This is a genomic window from Pseudideonella sakaiensis, assembly GCF_048320135.1.
GTDB lineage: Bacteria > Pseudomonadota > Gammaproteobacteria > Burkholderiales > Burkholderiaceae_C > Ideonella_A > Ideonella_A sakaiensis_A.
The window spans coordinates 4,927,742-4,944,142 of the sequence record NZ_CP182947.1; the positions used below are offsets into that span (position 1 = coordinate 4,927,742).

Sequence of the window (16,401 nt, forward strand, 5' to 3'; positions counted from 1 at the left end):
AACAGATCAAGCATCGGAAATTCGACAAATGCAGCAGCAAGGCAAACGGCAGACACCCGGCCGCAACGTGGTCGTCGTCGGCACCCAGTGGGGCGATGAAGGCAAGGGCAAGGTGGTCGACTGGCTGACCGACCATGCGCAGGGCGTGGTCCGCTTCCAGGGGGGGCACAATGCCGGCCACACGCTGGTCATCAATGGCGTCAAGACGGCGCTGCAGCTGATCCCGTCGGGCATCATGCGTGAAGGCGTCGCCTGCTACATCGGCAACGGCGTCGTCGTCGACCCGACCCATCTGCTGTCGGAGATCGAACGGCTGGAGGCGATCGGCGTCGAGGTCAGGTCGCGGCTGTTCGTCAGCGAATCGTGCCCGTTGATCATGCCGTTCCACGTCGCGGTCGACAAGGCGCGAGAGGCACTGCGCGAGACCAGCGGTGCCGGCAAGATCGGCACCACCGGCAAGGGCATCGGGCCGGCCTATGAAGACAAGGTGGCGCGCCGTGCGCTGCGCGTGCAGGACCTGAAACATCCGCAACGTTTCGCTGCCAAGCTGCGCGACCTGCTGGCCTTGCACAACGAGGCGCTGACCGGTTACCTGCAGGCCGAGGCACTCGAGTTCGATCCGATCTTCGAGCATGCGATGAAGGTTGCCGAACAACTCAAGCCGATGCTTGCCGATGTCGGTTATCTGCTGCATTGCGCGCATCGTGATGGGGCCAATCTGCTGTTCGAAGGTGCGCAGGGCACGCTGCTCGACATCGACCACGGCACTTACCCGTACGTGACATCGAGCAACTGCGTCGCCGGCAATGCGGCGGCCGGCGCCGGCGTCGGCCCGGACCTGCTGCACTATGTGCTCGGCATCACGAAGGCCTATACGACGCGGGTCGGCAGCGGACCGTTTCCGACCGAGCTGCCGATGGACGAGCCGGGCACGGTCGGCCATCACCTGTCGACGGTCGGCCAGGAGCGAGGTGTCGTCACCGGTCGGCCGCGCCGCTGCGGATGGCTCGATGCGGCGCTGCTGAAGCGCTCGATGATCATCAACGGTGTCAGCGGCCTGTGCATCACCAAGCTCGATGTGCTCGACGGCCTCGACGAGATCAAGGTCTGCATCGGTTATGAGCTGAACGGACAGCGGATCGACATCCTGCCGCTCGACGCCGACGACATCATCGCCTGCAAGCCGATTTATGCGAGTTTCCCGGGCTGGACCGAGACCACCGCCGGCGTGACCGAGTGGGACGCCTTGCCGGAGAATGCACGCCGTTATCTCGAGACGGTGCAGCAGCACATCGGCGCGCCGATCGCGATGGTTTCGACCGGCGCCGATCGCGATCACACGATACTGATGCGTCATCCCTACGCCGCCTGAAGCGGCGCCCGACAAGAACACCCCAACCCACCCTCACCAAGCGACAGGAGAGCAGATGCTGACGGACGATGGCAAACACTTGTATGTGTCCTGGGATGAATACCATCTGCTGATCGAACGTCTGGCCCTGAAGGTCCATGCATCGGGATGGCAGTTCGACCAGATCCTGTGCCTGGCGCGCGGCGGGATGCGGCCCGGCGACATCCTGTCCAGGGTGTTCGACAAGCCGCTAGCGATCATGTCGACCAGCAGCTACCGAGCCGAAGCCGGCACGATCCAGGGCCGGCTCGACATGGCGAAATACATCACGATGCCGCGCGGCGAACTGGCCGGCCGTGTGTTGCTGGTCGACGACCTCGCCGATTCCGGTGTGACCTTGCGTGCGGTGGTCGAGCGCCTGCGCGGCATGCCGACGATTTCCGAATTGCGCTCGGCGGTGATCTGGACCAAGGGCGTGTCGAGCTATACGCCCGATTACCATGTCGAGCTGTTGCCGACCAGCCCATGGATCCATCAACCGTTCGAGGATTACGACGAACTTCGCCCGGAAGGACTGGCGAAGAAGTTCGTCATCTGAGAAGCCGCCACGCTTGCCCGGCGCCACGCAGCGCCGCCGGGCAAGAAAAAAGCCGGCTCCACTGTCGTGAGGCCGGCTTCATTCAACTTGCTGTAATGTCTGGTGCCCAGGAGAGGACTCGAACCTCCACGGAGTTACCCGCTAGTACCTGAAACTAGTGCGTCTACCAATTCCGCCACCTGGGCTATCAGGAACCCGAGATTCTATCATCAAAAAAAACTACTCCACAACAAATATCGGCGCAGATCTTCTCAATGAGGTCGAAGGCGTCGTTCAGGGCCATCGCGACGGCCACGGTTTCGTGATCCGCGACGATGGTCAACCCGATCTCTATCTGGCGCCGCAGGAGATGCGCGCGGTGCTGCACCGTGACCGCGTGAAGGCCCGCATCGTCCGGATGGATCGCAAGGGCCGCCCCGAAGCGCGCATCGTCGAGATCATCGAGCGCAAGAAGGCGCCGATCATCGGCCGGCTGCTGCACGAGAGCGGTGTCTGGCTGGTTGCGCCGGAAGACAAGCGCTACGGCCAGGACATCCTGGTGCCGAAGAATGCGACCGCGAATGCCGCTGCCGGACAGGTCGTTGCGATCGAATTGACCGAACCGGCGTCGCTGTATTCGCAGCCGGTCGGACGCGTCACCGAGGTGCTCGGCGAGATCGACGACCCGGGCATGGAGATCGAGATTGCGGTGCGCAAATACGAGGTGCCGCACCGCTTCGAGCCGGAGACGCTGGCACAGGCGGCAAGCCTGCCGGACAAGCTGCGCGCTGCCGACCTGAAGCACCGCATCGACCTGCGCGACGTCCCGCTGGTGACGATCGACGGCGAGGATGCGCGTGACTTCGACGATGCGGTGTATTGCGAGCCGGTTGCCACCGGCCGCTCGAAAACGCCGAATGCCTGGCGGCTGATCGTCGCGATCGCCGACGTCAGCCACTACGTGAAGCCGGGCGATCCGCTCGATGAGGATGCCTACGAGCGGGCGACGTCGGTCTATTTCCCGCGCCGGGTGATTCCGATGCTGCCGGAGAAGCTGTCGAACGGCCTGTGCTCGCTGAACCCGAACGAAGACCGGCTGGCGATGGTCTGCGACATGGTCGTCGCCTCGAACGGCAGCATCGATGCCTACCAGTTCTACCCGGCAGTGATCTGCTCGCATGCCCGCTTCACCTATACCGAGGTTGCGGCGATCCTGACCAATACGCGCGGGCCGGAAGCGGCGCGGCGCAAGCAGCTGGTGCCGCACCTGCTCGACCTGAACGAGGTCTACCGGGCGCTGCTGAAGGAGCGGGCGCGCCGCGGAGCGGTCGACTTCGAAACCACCGAGACGCAGATCATCTGCGACGAAAACGGCCGGATCGAGAAGATCGTGCCGCGGGTGCGCACCGAGGCACACAAGCTGATCGAGGAGGCGATGCTCGCCGCCAACGTCTGCGCCGCTGATTTCATCGCGCAGGCCAAGCACCCGTCGCTGTTCCGCGTGCACGAAGGCCCGACGCCCGAGAAGACGACGCTGCTGCAGAACTACCTGAAGGCGCTCGGCCTTGGTCTCGGTGTCAGCGATGAACCGAGCCCGGGTGAATTCCAGAGCATTGCCGAAGCGACGCGGGATCGGCCCGATGCGATGCAGATCCACACGATGCTGTTGCGCTCGATGCAGCAGGCGATCTACACCGCTGCGAACAATGGCCATTTCGGGCTCGCCTACGGCGCCTATACCCATTTCACGAGCCCGATCCGGCGTTATCCGGACCTGCTGGTGCACCGGGTCATCAAGGCGCTGCTGCTCGGCAAACGCTACAACCTGCTGAATGCGCCGGTGAAAAATCCGGCGCCGCAGCGGCGCAAGGCCGCGGCCAAGCCGAATGCGAAGCCGGCGCAACTGACCGCTGAAGGCGAGATGTGGGAGGCCGCAGGCGCGCATTGCAGCGCCAACGAGCGGCGCGCCGACGAGGCTTCGCGCGATGTCGAGGCCTGGCTGAAATGCCGCTTCATGCGTGAACACCTCGGCGAGGAGTACAGCGGCACCGTCACGGCGGCAACCAATTTCGGTCTGTTCGTCACGCTCGACGAGTTGTATGTCGAAGGGCTGGTCCACATCACCGAACTCGGCGGCGAATATTTCCGTTTCGACGAAGCGCGCCAGGAGCTGCGCGGCGAACGCAGTGGCGTGCGTTACGGCGTCGGCACGCGGGTGCGGGTGCAGGTCAGCCGGGTCGACCTCGACGGGCGCAAGATCGATTTCCGGATGGTGCGCGATCCCGAGGAAGATGCGGTGATGGCACGGGTTCGGCGCGATCGCAACGCCTCTGCGGTCGCCGATCTGGCCGCGGTGAAGGAGGAAGATCGCGTGATCAAGGCGGCGACCAAGAAGCGCGGCCGTGCGGCGAAGTCCGGCGCCGCCCATCCGGTCAGGGCTGCGAAATCGACGGCGCGGAAGGCGGCTGGCAAAAGCGGCAAGGGCGGCAAGCGGCGTTGAGCGCCGCTGCCGGTTCGGCCGCGTCAGCCGGCAGTTGGCGCGGCCGCCATCGCCTCGATCAGATCGGCGGCACGCAGCAGTGGCAACGTGCTGCGATCGGCGGCGGTGCCGTGCCACCAGACGGCATCCGATGCGGCGAGGAAGGCGGTTTCGGCCGCCGACGTTGATCCCTTTGCAGCCGTGCTTGCCGCGGCAGCGCTCCAGATGCCGGCCAGCCAGCCTGCCAGTACGTCACCACTGCCGGGTGTGGCCAGTGCCGGTCCGCCGCTCGAATTGAGCTGCGGTGTCATGGCTGGCGCGGCGATCACGCTGCCCGAACCTTTCAGCACGGCGACCGCGCCAAACCGATCGGCCAGTCGCTGCGCGGCTTGCAGCCGGTCGTGCTGGACCTCGCGCGATGAAGTGCCGAGCAGGCGTGCCGCTTCCAGCGGATGGGGTGTCAGGATGCTCGGTTGGCCACGGTCGGATCGCTCGCGCAAGGCCTTGGCCAGTGCCGGATCGCCGGCAATCGCATTCAGGCCGTCGGCGTCGATGACGAGCCGTGCCGCATGCCGCAGCAAGCGCGGCAACTGCTGAGCGATCGCTTCGCCGCCGCCGCATCCCGCGGCGATCGTCATCCGGCCAAGCCGGTCGGGATCAAAAACATCGAGGTCTCGGACCCACATCAATTCCGGCCGAGCCGGGTCGAGCAGTGGCGCAGCGTCGTCGAGTGGCACGATCCAGACCCGCCCGGCGCCAGCGGCATGTGCGGCGCGAGCACACAACAGCGCCGCACCGGACATCCCGGGCGCGCCGGCGACCACCGCGAGATCGCCGAAGCTGCCCTTGTGTTGATCATGTCGCCGCATCCGTGCGCCGCCGTGCGGCCGGTTCGGGCCGCTGAGCCAGGCATCGGGTTGATGTGTTGCGGGCTGTGCCCCCAATGCGTCGAACCAGATGCTGCCGGCGAATTCGCGGCCGGCGCCGGTGAACAGGCCCGGCTTCAGCGTCAGCAGTGCAAGCGTCGCGCTGGCGCGCACCGCGCAATCGCCAAGCAGCGCGCCACGATCGCCGTCGAGCCCGGTCGGCAGGTCGACTGCGAGGATCGCGCAGCGTTGCGCATTGATCCGGTCGATGGCCGCGGCGATCGGCCCCTCCGGCGCGCGGCTGCTGCCGAGGCCGAGCAAGGCATCGATCACCAGGTCATTTGCGTCGAGTCTGGGCGGCGACGCCAGCGGCTTGGCAATCACGCCGGCCTCGGTCGCGGCTTGCAGGCTGACGGCTGCGTCGCGCGGCAACTTTCCTGCATCACCAAGCAGATTCAGCGTGACCTGGCGGCCCTGGCGGTGAAGGTGCAACGCTGCCTCGATGCCGTCGCCGCCGTTGTTGCCGGGGCCAGCGACGATCCAGATCCGGCTGGCGAATGGCGCCAGCGCTGAAGCCAGCCTGGCGACCGCGATGCCGGCGCGCACCATCAGGCGGGGTTCGCCGGCGCGGGCGGCAGCGGCCGCCGCGTCGGCTTCGATCTGCCGCGAAACGGCCGCTTGGTGCAGCGGCCAGCGGGTCCTGGCCGGAAGGATGCGGTCCATGCGCGATTGGAGCATGGACCGCAGGGCGGTTCAAACCGGCGCGGCTCAGCTCAGCAGGCGGTCGACGCCGAGGCCCTCGGGATCGATGCTCGGCGGCTGACCGCCAACGAGGTCGGCGAGCAGCCTGGCCGAACCGTTCGCCATCGCCCAGCCGCTCGAGCCATGGCCGAGGTTGAGCCAGATCCCCGGAATGCCACTCGCGCCGATCACCGGTGGCCCGTCCGGCAGCATCGGCCGGGCGCCTTTCCAGACCTGGGCCTGGTTCAGCCGCGCGACGCCCGGGTACCAGTCGTTCAGCACATCGTGGAGTTTCTGCAGCGCCTTGTCGCTGTTGCGCGTCATCGACCCGCCGATCTCGGCGCCGCCAGAAACGCGGATCCGGTCACCGATCCGGCTGATCGCGACCTTGTAGCGTTCGTCCATCACGCCAGAACGCGGGCCGAGGTCTGTTTCGCCGTGGTCATGGCGCATCGGCGCGGTGATCGAATAGCCATGCACCGCGAGCAGCGGCAGCTGCAGGCCGTGCGGCGCCAGCAGCGTGCGCGAATCGAGTGCGGCGCAGACGACGATCGCATCAAACAACTCGCTGGCCGGCTCGTTGCGAGCCCCTGGCGCAGTCGCGGCAATCCGCCCCGGCTCCTGCGGCAGCTTCTGCAGATATCGCAGCGCCGGCTTCGCGCCCGCATCGATGCCGAGCACCGTGGCGTGGAAACGGAAACGTGCACCGAGTTTTTGCGCCTCCTGGCGCATCAGGTGCGAGAACTGCCGGCAGTTTGCGACCTCGTCGTCGATCAGGTGGATGCCGGCATGCAACGGCATGGCCGGATTCAGTCCGGGCTCGAGCTGGCGGCAGGCGTCCGCGTCGAGTAGTTCGAAGCGCACGCCGAGTTCCTGCAGGACCTGCAGCCCACTGCGGGCGAGCGCCAGGTCTTCGGCGCTGCGCAACAGCACCGTATAACCGGTGGCGTGTTCATGATCGAGCCTGAGCACGCGGGTCAGCAGCCTGCGCCGCACCCGACCCGCGACTGCGAGCCGGTGCATGCGGCCGCGGTTGTGCAGATAGGTGTCGCTGCGGCAGCTGCGCAACCATTTCCACAGCCAGGCCGCGCCACCCGGGCCCGGATGGCCGGCCCAGTGCAGTGGCGCGCGCCGGTTCAGGCAATGGCGCAACAGCTGGCGCGGCATGCCCGGCGCTGCCAGCGGCGTGACATAGCCCGGCGCGAGCACGCCGGCGTTGGCAAAACTGCCTTCGGCAGCGACGCTGCCGCAACGTTCGAAGACGGTGACCTCGTGGCCGTCGAACGAAAGCTCAAACGCGGTCGTGACGCCGACGATCCCGGCGCCGATCACAGCAATGCGCATCTTCAGCTGCCTGTCCGGACGTCGCGGCCGCGCAGCCGGGCCTCGATCGCCAGCGATGCCGCAAGGACCGTCTCGTCGGCGAGCGCGCGCTGCCAGACCATCAAACCAACCGGCGCTTCGCCGGGTTGCTGGCAGGGCAGCGACAACGCGCAGCCATCGAGCAGATTGACGACCGACGGGTTGCGCAGCAACTGCGCATTGACGGTGAAGAAGCGCTCGTCGTCGTCGAGCAGCGGCGCCAGCGGCGGCGCGATGATCGGCACCGTCGGACTCAGCATCACGTCGAATTCGCGCAGCCGGCCCTCCATGCGGGCGATCCAGTCGCGGCGTGCACGTTGCAGATCGATGTACTCGGCCGCACTCATCTGCTCGCCGCGGCGGATCCGGCGGGCGACCCGCGGGTCGTAATCGGATTCCCGTTCGGCCAGCTGATGCCGGTGCCAGGTCCAGGCCTCGACCGGCGCGAATCCGCCGCCGGCGTTGATCGAAGCGACCTCGGCCAGTTCCGGCAGGGTGATCGACTCGATGCGGGCGCCGGCATCGCGCAGCGTGGCAAGGGTCTGTTCGAAGGCGGCAGCGACCGCCGGTTCGAGAGCATCGAGCATCACGGTGTCCGGCACGCCGATCCGCCAGCCGGCGACCGGGCGTTGGGCCAGCCGCACCGGCCGCGCGGCGATGATGCCGTGCAGCAGAGCCGCGTCGCGCACCGAACGGCTGATCATCCCGGTGGTGTCGAGTGACGGCGACAGCGGTATCGAACCGTCGGCCGGCGTCAGCCGGGCGGTATTCTTGAAGCCGACCAGGCCTTGCAGCGCAGCCGGAATGCGCAGCGAGCCGCCGGTGTCCGAGCCGAGCGCCGCCCAGGCGGCACCGGTCGCCACCGAGACCGCACCACCCGATGTCGAGCCGCCCGGTATCCGTGCGATGCCATCGTCCGGCACCGCCGGATTGGCCGGCGTGCCGTGATGAGGATTGATGCCGACCGCGGAAAAGGCGAACTCGCTCTGGTTGGTGTGGCCGATCAATGCTGCGCCGGCATCGCGCAGGCGCTGCACTGCAGGGCAGTCGGCGGTGGCTGGCGCGTCGTCCGCAAGGATTTTCGATCCCGAGGTCGTGACCCGGCCGTGCACGTCGAACAAGGCCTTGATGCTGACCGCGAGGCCGCCGAGCGGCGGCAGCGGACCGCCAGCGCGCCGCATCTCGTCGAGCGATCGCGCCTGTTGCTCGGCAGTGTCGGTGAACAGTTCTAGAAAAACGTGGCGGCAGACGTCGGAATTGGCTGCTGCAAGCGATTGCCGCATCGCGCTGACGGCATCGGTGTGGCCTTCGGCAATCGCGGTACGCGCGCCGATCAGGTCATCGGCGAGGAAAGAGGCTTCGGAGAACATGGTAGACTCGACGGGTTTATCCGGAAACAGGAGCGCAAGCCCTTCATTTCGGATCGACAAATCGCAAACCCGGCTGCTGAAAGGTGTCGTGGCGAGCAGCCTGAGGGCAGGCCTGCACCGCACGATTCAAGCCGGATTTTAGAACCAACCTTTGGAGTCTCCATGTCCGTCACGATGCGTGAAATGCTGGAAGCGGGTGTCCATTTCGGACACCAGACCCGTTTCTGGAATCCCAAGATGGCCCCGTATATCTACGGCCATCGCAACAAGATCCACATCATCAACCTCGAGAAGACGCAGCCGCTCTTCAACGAGGCGATGAAATTTGTCCGCCAGCTTGCCTCCAAGCGCGGCACCATCCTGATGGTCGGCACCAAGCGCCAGGCGCGTGAAGTGATCGCGATGGAAGCCAGCCGTGCCGGCATGCCTTATGTCGACCAGCGCTGGCTCGGCGGCATGCTGACCAACTTCAAGACCGTCAAGGGCTCGATCAAGCGCCTGAAGGACATGAAGGCGCAGATCGAGGCCGGTACCGAGATCCGCATCAAGAAGGAAGCGCTGCTGTTCCAGCGCGAGCTCGAGAAGCTCGAGAAGGACATCGGCGGCATCCAGGACATGGGCGCACTGCCCGATGCGCTGTTCGTGATCGACGTCGGTTACCACAAGATCGCGATCGCCGAAGCCAACAAGCTCGGCATTCCGGTCGTCGCAATCGTCGACTCGAACCATTCGCCGCTTGGCATCGACTACGTGATCCCCGGCAACGACGACTCGGCGAAGGCCGTCGCGTTGTATGCGAAAGCCGTTGCCGACGCCGTGCTCGAGGGCAAGGCCAACGCCGGCAATGACGTTGTCCAGGCCGTCGCGGCCGAGGGCGACGAGTTCGTCGAAGTCGACGAGAACGCCTGATCCGCAAGCCCTTCCTGCCCGACCGGGCAGGATGTGAAAGGGGCTGCTGAGGCCCCTTTTTCAATGCAAGAACCCTGACCTGGCTGCATCGCGAAGTCTCGCGTGCAGGCCGGATCCAAATACGGAGAGAACAAGATGCCCGCAATCACCGCCAGCATGGTCGCCGCGCTGCGTGCCAAGACCGACGCCCCGATGATGGAGTGCAAGAAGGCGCTGACCGAGGCCGACGGCGACGCCGATCGTGCCGAGGAACTGCTGCGAATCAAGCTCGGCAGCAAGGCCGGCAAGGCCGCTTCGCGCGTCACCGCCGAAGGCGCGGTTGCCGCCAGCGTCGACGGCAGCACCGGAGCGCTGGTCGAAGTCAACTGCGAAACCGACTTCGTCACGAAGAATGATTCCTTCCTGGCGCTGGTCCAGGCCTGTGCCGATCTGGTGCGCAAGCACAACCCGGCCGATGTCGATGCCCTGTCTGCGCTCGAATACAGCCAGGACGGTTTCGGCCCGACGCTCGAGGATGTCCGCAAGGGCCTGATCGGCAAGATCGGCGAGAACATGTCGATCCGCCGCTTCAAGCGCTACAGCGATGGCGGCAAGCTGGCTTCCTACCTGCACGGCACGCGGATCGGCGTGCTGGTCGAGTACGACGGTGACGATGTTGCCGCGAAGGATGTCGCGATGCACGTCGCGGCGATGAAGCCGGTTGCGCTGTCGTCGGCCGAGGTGCCGGAGGACCTGATCGACAAGGAGCGCAAGATCGCAGCCGAGAAGGCTGCCGAGGACGCCGCCACCGCGACCGCCGCCGGCAAGCCGGCGCAGTCGCCGGAGATCGTCGCCAAGCGTGTCGAGGGCTCGGTGCAGAAATACCTGAAGGAAGTCAGCCTGTTCAACCAGACCTTCGTGAAAAACGACAAGCAGACGGTCGAGCAGATGCTGAAGGCGCAGAACACCACCGTGAAGGGCTTCACGCTCTATGTGGTCGGTGAAGGCATCGAGAAGAAGGTCGACGACTTCGCTGCCGAGGTGGCGGCCCAGGTCGCCGCAGCGAAGGGCGGCTGAACGCCGCCGACGTGGCGCAGCGCCGCCTCGCGGTGCCGCGCCGCGGATAGACTTGCGTCGACGCAGGGCCCGCGGCCCTGCGCGCCCGAAAGGACCAAAGGACCCGCATGCCACCCGTCTACAAGCGAATCCTGCTGAAACTCTCCGGTGAGGCATTGATGGGCGAAGATGCCTACGGCATCAACCGCGCGACCATCGTCCGCATCGTCCGCGAGATCCAGGAAGTCACCCAGCTCGGTGTCGAGGTTGCCGTCGTGATCGGTGGCGGCAACATCTTTCGTGGCGTGGCCGGCGGGTCGGTCGGCATGGATCGCGCGACCGCCGACTACATGGGGATGCTGGCGACGGTGATGAATTCGCTGGCGCTTGCCGACACGATGCGCGTCGAGGGCATGACCGCGCGCGTGATGTCGGCGATCGCGATCGACCAGGTCGTCGAACCCTATGTCAGGCCGAAGGCACTGCAGTATCTGGAAGAAGGCAAGGTCGTCGTGTTTGCCGGCGGCACCGGCAACCCGTTCTTCACCACCGATACCGCCGCCGCGTTGCGCGGCGCCGAGATCGGTGCCGAGATCGTCTTGAAGGCGACCAAGGTCGACGGCGTCTACAGCGCCGATCCGAAAACCGATCCGGAAGCGACGCGTTATGCGCGGATCAGCTTCGACGAAGCGATCATGCGCAATCTGCAGGTTCTCGACGCGACGGCGTTTGCGCTGTGCCGCGACCAGAAGCTGCCGATCAAGGTATTCAGCATTTTCAAGCCCGGTGCGCTGAAGCAGGTCGTGCTCGGCGCGGACGAGGGTACGCTCGTCCATGTGTGACCAAGTGCGCCGGCTCGTCAGTGCCGGCGGCCAGTCGAGGAGTTGCAAATGAGCATTGAAGACATCAAGAAGAGCGCTGAAGAGAAGATGGCCAAGTCCATCGAGGTGTTCAAGGCCGACCTGCAGAAGATCCGCACTGGCCGCGCCCACCCCGGCATCCTCGATCAGGTGCTGGTCGACTATTACGGTTCGATGCTGCCGATCAGCCAAGTTGCCAACGTGACCTTGCTCGATGCTCGCACGCTCAGCGTCCAGCCCTGGGAAAAGGGCATGGGCGGCAAGATCGAGCGCGCAATCAGGGAAAGCGAACTGGGGCTCAATCCGTCGTCGCAGGGCGAACTGTTGCGTGTGCCGATGCCGGCACTGACCGAGGAACGTCGGCGCGACCTGACCAAGGTGGTCAAACACGCCGGCGAAGAGGCGAAGATCGCGGTACGCAACCTGCGGCGCGAAGCCAACGATCACGCGAAGAAGTTGCTGAAGGACAAGACGATCACCGAAGACGAGGAGCGCCGTTCGCTCGACGAGGTGCAGAAACTGACCGATCGGACGATCGCCGAGATCGACCGGATGGTCAGCGTCAAGGAAGGCGAGATCATGGCGGTCTGACCGCCGCTGCCTTCGCCAGAGCAGAACAAGTGTCCGCAAATCCTGACTTGCCCGAACAGGCGCTCGGCTCGGTGCCGCGCCACGTCGCGATCGTGATGGATGGCAACGGTCGCTGGGCGAAAAAGCGCCACATGCCGCGTTTCGTCGGGCACAAGCAAGGCGTCGATACGGTGCTGAAAACCGTGCGTGCCTGCGCCGACCGCGGCATCGAATACCTGACCGTGTTCGCGTTTTCGTCGGAGAACTGGAAACGCCCGCACGAGGAGGTGTCGGGTCTGATGGAACTGATGCTGGTCGCGGCATCGAAATACCTCGGCCGGCTGGCCGAAGATGGCGTGCGCATCCGCATCATCGGTGATCGCTCGCACCTGTCTGACAAGCTGCGCGGCGCCTGGAACGAGGCCGAATCGAGGACTCGCCACAACAACCGCATCACGCTGTCGGTGGCGTTCAACTATGGCGGGCGCTGGGACATCGTGCAGGCCTGCCGCCAGGCGATCCGCGACGGCGTGCCCGAGCACGAACTCGACGAGGCCCGGCTCGGCCGCTACATGGCACTGAACTATGCGCCGGATCCGGACCTCTTCATCCGCACCGGCGGCGAAGTCCGGATCAGCAATTTCCTGCTCTGGCAGACCGCCTATGCGGAGCTGTTCTTCACGCCGTGCCTGTGGCCGGAGTTCGATGCCACCGAGCTCGATGCTGCATTGACCGCCTATGCACGCCGGGACCGGCGCTTCGGCATGGTCAAGGACGCGCAGTCCGATGGCGCCCAGCACTGAATGCTGAAGCAACGCATCGTCACTGCGCTGGTCCTGCTGGCAATCCTGCTGCCGGCGCTGTTTGCCACGTCGCCGTGGCCGTTTGCCGCGTTGACGCTGCTGCTCGTTGCCGCTGCCGGCTGGGAGTGGGCGCGGCTGAACGGGCTCGCCGGCAATGGGGCATTGCTGTTCGGATCGGTGCTCGCCGCGCTGTGCGTGCTGACCTGGTTGGCCGGGCTGACAACGGCGGTGCCGGCCGCCATCTGGTGGCTGGCGATGCTCGCGTGGGTGCTCGGCGGCGCACACGTGCTGCGCCGTGGGGTGCCGGGCTGGCCGCAGATGCCGCGCGCGGCCCGACTGCTGCTTGGCCTGCTGCTGCTGTGGACGGCCTGGCTGGCGCTGGTTGCTGCGCGCTCGCTCGGGCTGAATTTCATCCTGTCGCTGTTCTGCGTCGTCTGGATGGCCGATGTCGCCGCCTATTTCGGCGGCCGTGCATTCGGCAAACGCAAACTGGCGCCGGCGATCAGTCCTGGCAAGAGCTGGGCCGGGGTCTACAGCGGCATGGCCGGCACGGTGGTGCTGGCGGTGGTCTGGCTGCTCGTCGACCGGCAACTGCTGGTCGGCGCCGAGTCGGCGAGCTGGTTCAGCATCGTCGCGGCGCGCATCGGCATCGTCGCGATGCTGTTCGCGGTGCTGTTTCTGGCTGCGATGAGCGTGGTTGGCGACCTGGTCGAGTCGCTCGTCAAGCGCAGCGCCGGCGCGAAGGACAGCAGCGCGCTGCTGCCCGGCCATGGTGGGGTGCTCGACCGCATCGATGCGCTGCTGCCGGTATTGCCGCTGGCGCTGGTTTTTGCGAGCCTGTGAGCGCATCGATCCGCTTCGAGCCCGCGCCGTTACGATGAGCCCCATGCCCCGTTCCCCTTCCGATGTCCAGCGGCTGTGCGTGCTCGGCTCGACCGGCTCGATCGGCGTCAATACGCTCGACGTGCTGGCGCGCCATCCCGAGCGCTACCAGGTGTTCGCGCTGACGGCAATGAGCCGGGTCGACGAACTGTTCGAACAATGCCTGCGCTGGCAACCACGATTTGCCGCAATGCCGGAGGCAGGCAGCGCCGGCCGGTTGCGCGAACGGCTGGCCGCGCACGGCTCGCCGACCGAGGTGCTGTCGGGCGCAGCGGCCTTGTGCGAGCTTGCCGCCCACCCCGAGGTCGATACCGTGATGGCGGCGATCGTCGGCGCCGCCGGCTTGCCGCCGTGCCTGGCTGCGGCCGCTGCCGGCAAGCGGCTGCTGCTGGCCAACAAGGAAGCGCTGGTGGTTGGTGGCGCAATGTTCATGAAGGCGGTTGCCGAAGGTGGCGCAACGCTGCTGCCGATCGACAGCGAACATTCGGCGATCTTCCAGTGCCTGCCGGAAGACCGATCGGCCTGGCCTCAGCGCATCGATCACATCATCCTGACCGCGTCGGGCGGCCCGTTTCGCGAGCGTGAACCGGCGAGCCTGCGCGAGGTCACCCCGGACCAGGCCTGCGCGCATCCGAACTGGGTGATGGGGCGCAAGATTTCGGTCGATTCGGCGACGATGATGAACAAGGCGCTCGAGGTGATCGAGGCGCGCTGGCTGTTCGATCTGGCGCCTGACAAGGTGAGGGTGGTGATTCACCCGCAAAGCATCATCCATTCGATGGTCGTCTGCCGTGACAACTCGGTGCTCGCGCAGCTGGGCACGCCGGACATGCGGGTGCCGATCGCCTACGGCCTCGCTTTTCCGGAACGGATCGAAAGCGGGGCCGGGCAGCTCGACTTCGCGACCCTCGGTTCGCTGAGCTTCGAAGAGGCCGACGCACGCCGCTTTCCCGGTCTGTTCCTGGCCTGGGACGCGCTGCGGGCGCCAGCCGGCAGCACCGCGGTGCTGAATGCCGCCAACGAGGAGGCGGTGGCTGCCTTTCTCGACGGCGCGATCCGATTCGACCAGATCCATGTCGTCAACCGCGAAGCCGTCGAGTCGGTGATCCCGGGCGAGGGCGATTCGTCGACGCTCGACGCGCTGCTCGAACTCGATGGTCGCGGCCGGCGCGCCGCGCGCGACACGATCAGGACGCTGTCGCGATGATTTTCACGATCCTGGCTTTCATCGTCACGCTCGGCGTGCTGATCGTGATCCACGAGTACGGGCACTACCGGGTCGCCCGCGCCTGCGGTGTGAAGGTGCTGCGCTTCTCGGTCGGCTTCGGTCGCGTCCTCTGGCGCCGCCAGGCGACGCCCGACAGCACCGAGTTCGTCGTCTCTGCACTGCCGCTCGGTGGCTACGTGCGCATGCTCGACGAGCGCGAGGGCGAGGTGCCGGCGCATCAGTTGTCGATGGCGTTCAATCGCAAGCCGCTGGCGCAGCGCGCGGCCGTCGTCGCTGCCGGGCCGCTGGCCAACCTGCTGCTGGCCGTGCTGCTGTATGCCACCGCGAACTGGATCGGCATCGAGGAACCGAAGGCCTTGCTCGCCGCGCCGCCGGCAGAAAGCGTCGCCGCGCGCGCGGGTGTGCGTGCCGGCGACTGGGCACGTGCAGTGTCGGTCGACGGCAATCAATGGGTCGATCTGCAGTCGATGACCGACCTGCGCTGGGAGGTCACGCAGGCGGCAATGCGCGGCGAGCCGTTGCTGTTGTCGCTCAGCAATACGAACGGTACCGGCTCGCGCACGGTGACGCTCGATCTGGCCGGTCTGGAAGCCCGCGAAGTCGACGCCAGCCTGATGCAGCGGATCGGCCTCGGCCGCGCCTACAGCGAGCCGGTGCTCGGCGAGATCCGCCCTGGCGGGCCGGCGGCACGCGCCGGCCTGCAAAGCGGAGACCTGGTGCTGAGCGTCGACGGTGTTGCCGTCGCCGATGCCGCCAGCCTGCGCGAGACGATCCGTGCCAGCGTCACCACCGACAACGGCGGCAAGGCCACGGCGAAGCCGATGCAGTGGCGCGTCGAGCGGCAGGGTCGCACACTCAGCCTGCAGGTCGAGCCGATCATCGTCTCCGACAAATCCGGCACCTTCGCCCGTGTCGAGGCGTTCATCGGCCGGCCAGCCGAGATGGTGACGGTCAGTTATGGTGTCTTCGACGGCCTTGCGCAGGCAGCGGTCCGCACCTGGGACATGTCGATCCTGACGCTGAAGATGATGGGCCGGATGGTGACCGGCGACGCGTCGCTGAAGAACCTCTCCGGACCGTTGACGATTGCCGACTACGCCGGCCAATCGGCACGGCTCGGACTCGCCTACTATCTCGGCTTCCTCGCCATCGTCAGCGTCAGTCTCGGCGTACTCAATCTGCTGCCGCTGCCGATGCTCGATGGCGGGCACCTGATATATTATCTTTTCGAAGCAGTGACAGGGCGGCCGGTCTCCGAGTTGTGGCTGGACCGGCTGCAACGAGGCGGCGTGGCGATATTGCTCATGGTGATGTCGCTGGCCCTTTACAACGATGTGGCCCGCCTGCTGGGCCTGCACTGACTCCCCG

General features: G+C 66.3%; 14 protein-coding genes and 1 tRNA gene. 11 read left to right on the forward strand and 4 right to left on the reverse strand.

The features are described from left to right. The first annotated feature begins 28 nt into the window (after window positions 1-28). Both ACNH6H_RS22565 and ACNH6H_RS22570 read left to right on the forward strand, forming a co-directional pair. Window positions 29-1,372, forward strand: a complete 1,344-nt coding sequence (locus ACNH6H_RS22565; RefSeq protein WP_418320524.1) for an adenylosuccinate synthase — start codon at window positions 29-31, stop codon at window positions 1,370-1,372. A 55-nt stretch (window positions 1,373-1,427) separates the two neighbouring features. Beyond that, window positions 1,428-1,949 carry a phosphoribosyltransferase gene (locus ACNH6H_RS22570; RefSeq protein ID WP_418320525.1) on the forward strand — a complete coding sequence of 174 codons (522 nt, stop codon included), beginning with the start codon at window positions 1,428-1,430 and terminating at the stop codon, window positions 1,947-1,949. 100 nt (window positions 1,950-2,049) lie between these two features. Here ACNH6H_RS22570 and ACNH6H_RS22575 read toward each other — a convergent pair. Further along, a tRNA-Leu gene (locus tag ACNH6H_RS22575) sits at window positions 2,050-2,134 on the reverse strand. A 50-nt stretch (window positions 2,135-2,184) separates the two neighbouring features. Between ACNH6H_RS22575 and rnr the strand changes: the two genes are divergently transcribed. Continuing rightward, window positions 2,185-4,428, forward strand: coding sequence for a ribonuclease R (rnr, locus tag ACNH6H_RS22580; RefSeq protein WP_418321459.1), 2,244 nt, complete (start codon window positions 2,185-2,187; stop codon window positions 4,426-4,428). A gap of 23 nt (window positions 4,429-4,451) precedes the next feature. Here rnr and ACNH6H_RS22585 read toward each other — a convergent pair whose 3' ends face one another. From ACNH6H_RS22585 to ACNH6H_RS22595, 3 genes are read right to left on the reverse strand one after another with little or no spacing between them, the layout of a single operon-like run. Then, window positions 4,452-5,996, reverse strand: coding sequence for an NAD(P)H-hydrate dehydratase (locus ACNH6H_RS22585; protein ID WP_418320526.1), 1,545 nt, complete (start codon window positions 5,994-5,996; stop codon window positions 4,452-4,454). A 45-nt stretch (window positions 5,997-6,041) separates the two neighbouring features. Beyond that, window positions 6,042-7,358, reverse strand: coding sequence for an FAD-dependent oxidoreductase (locus ACNH6H_RS22590; protein ID WP_418320527.1), 1,317 nt, complete (start codon window positions 7,356-7,358; stop codon window positions 6,042-6,044). A 2-nt stretch (window positions 7,359-7,360) separates the two neighbouring features. Further along, window positions 7,361-8,746 carry an amidase gene (locus ACNH6H_RS22595; RefSeq protein ID WP_418320528.1) on the reverse strand — a complete coding sequence of 462 codons (1,386 nt, stop codon included), beginning with the start codon at window positions 8,744-8,746 and terminating at the stop codon, window positions 7,361-7,363. A gap of 162 nt (window positions 8,747-8,908) precedes the next feature. Between ACNH6H_RS22595 and rpsB the strand changes: the two genes are divergently transcribed. The 8 genes from rpsB (at window position 8,909) to rseP (ending at window position 16,394) form a co-directional block, all read left to right on the forward strand. Next, window positions 8,909-9,655, forward strand: coding sequence for a 30S ribosomal protein S2 (rpsB, locus tag ACNH6H_RS22600; protein WP_418320529.1), 747 nt, complete (start codon window positions 8,909-8,911; stop codon window positions 9,653-9,655). 135 nt (window positions 9,656-9,790) lie between these two features. Further along, window positions 9,791-10,711 carry a translation elongation factor Ts gene (gene tsf, locus ACNH6H_RS22605; RefSeq protein ID WP_418320530.1) on the forward strand — a complete coding sequence of 307 codons (921 nt, stop codon included), beginning with the start codon at window positions 9,791-9,793 and terminating at the stop codon, window positions 10,709-10,711. A 107-nt stretch (window positions 10,712-10,818) separates the two neighbouring features. Continuing rightward, window positions 10,819-11,532, forward strand: coding sequence for a UMP kinase (gene pyrH / locus ACNH6H_RS22610; protein WP_418320531.1), 714 nt, complete (start codon window positions 10,819-10,821; stop codon window positions 11,530-11,532). Window positions 11,533-11,580: 48 nt separating this feature from the next. Further along, complete coding sequence (gene frr, locus ACNH6H_RS22615) at window positions 11,581-12,141, forward strand: ribosome recycling factor (protein ID WP_418320532.1); 561 nt, start codon at window positions 11,581-11,583, stop codon at window positions 12,139-12,141. Window positions 12,142-12,188: 47 nt separating this feature from the next. Then, a complete protein-coding gene (gene uppS, locus ACNH6H_RS22620) occupies window positions 12,189-12,923 on the forward strand; it encodes a polyprenyl diphosphate synthase (RefSeq protein ID WP_418321460.1) in 735 nt (244 codons plus the stop codon). Next, the gene (locus ACNH6H_RS22625; protein ID WP_418320533.1) at window positions 12,924-13,766 is read left to right on the forward strand and encodes a phosphatidate cytidylyltransferase; all 843 of its coding nucleotides are present in this window, start codon (window positions 12,924-12,926) and stop codon (window positions 13,764-13,766) included. Window positions 13,767-13,809: 43 nt separating this feature from the next. Next, window positions 13,810-15,012: a 1-deoxy-D-xylulose-5-phosphate reductoisomerase gene (ispC, locus tag ACNH6H_RS22630; protein ID WP_418320534.1), complete on the forward strand. Its 1,203-nt coding sequence runs from the start codon at window positions 13,810-13,812 to the stop codon at window positions 15,010-15,012. Further along, window positions 15,009-16,394: an RIP metalloprotease RseP gene (gene rseP / locus ACNH6H_RS22635; protein WP_418320535.1), complete on the forward strand. Its 1,386-nt coding sequence runs from the start codon at window positions 15,009-15,011 to the stop codon at window positions 16,392-16,394. Before ispC ends, rseP begins: the two co-directional genes overlap by 4 nt. The last annotated feature ends 7 nt before the right edge of the window (window positions 16,395-16,401 follow it).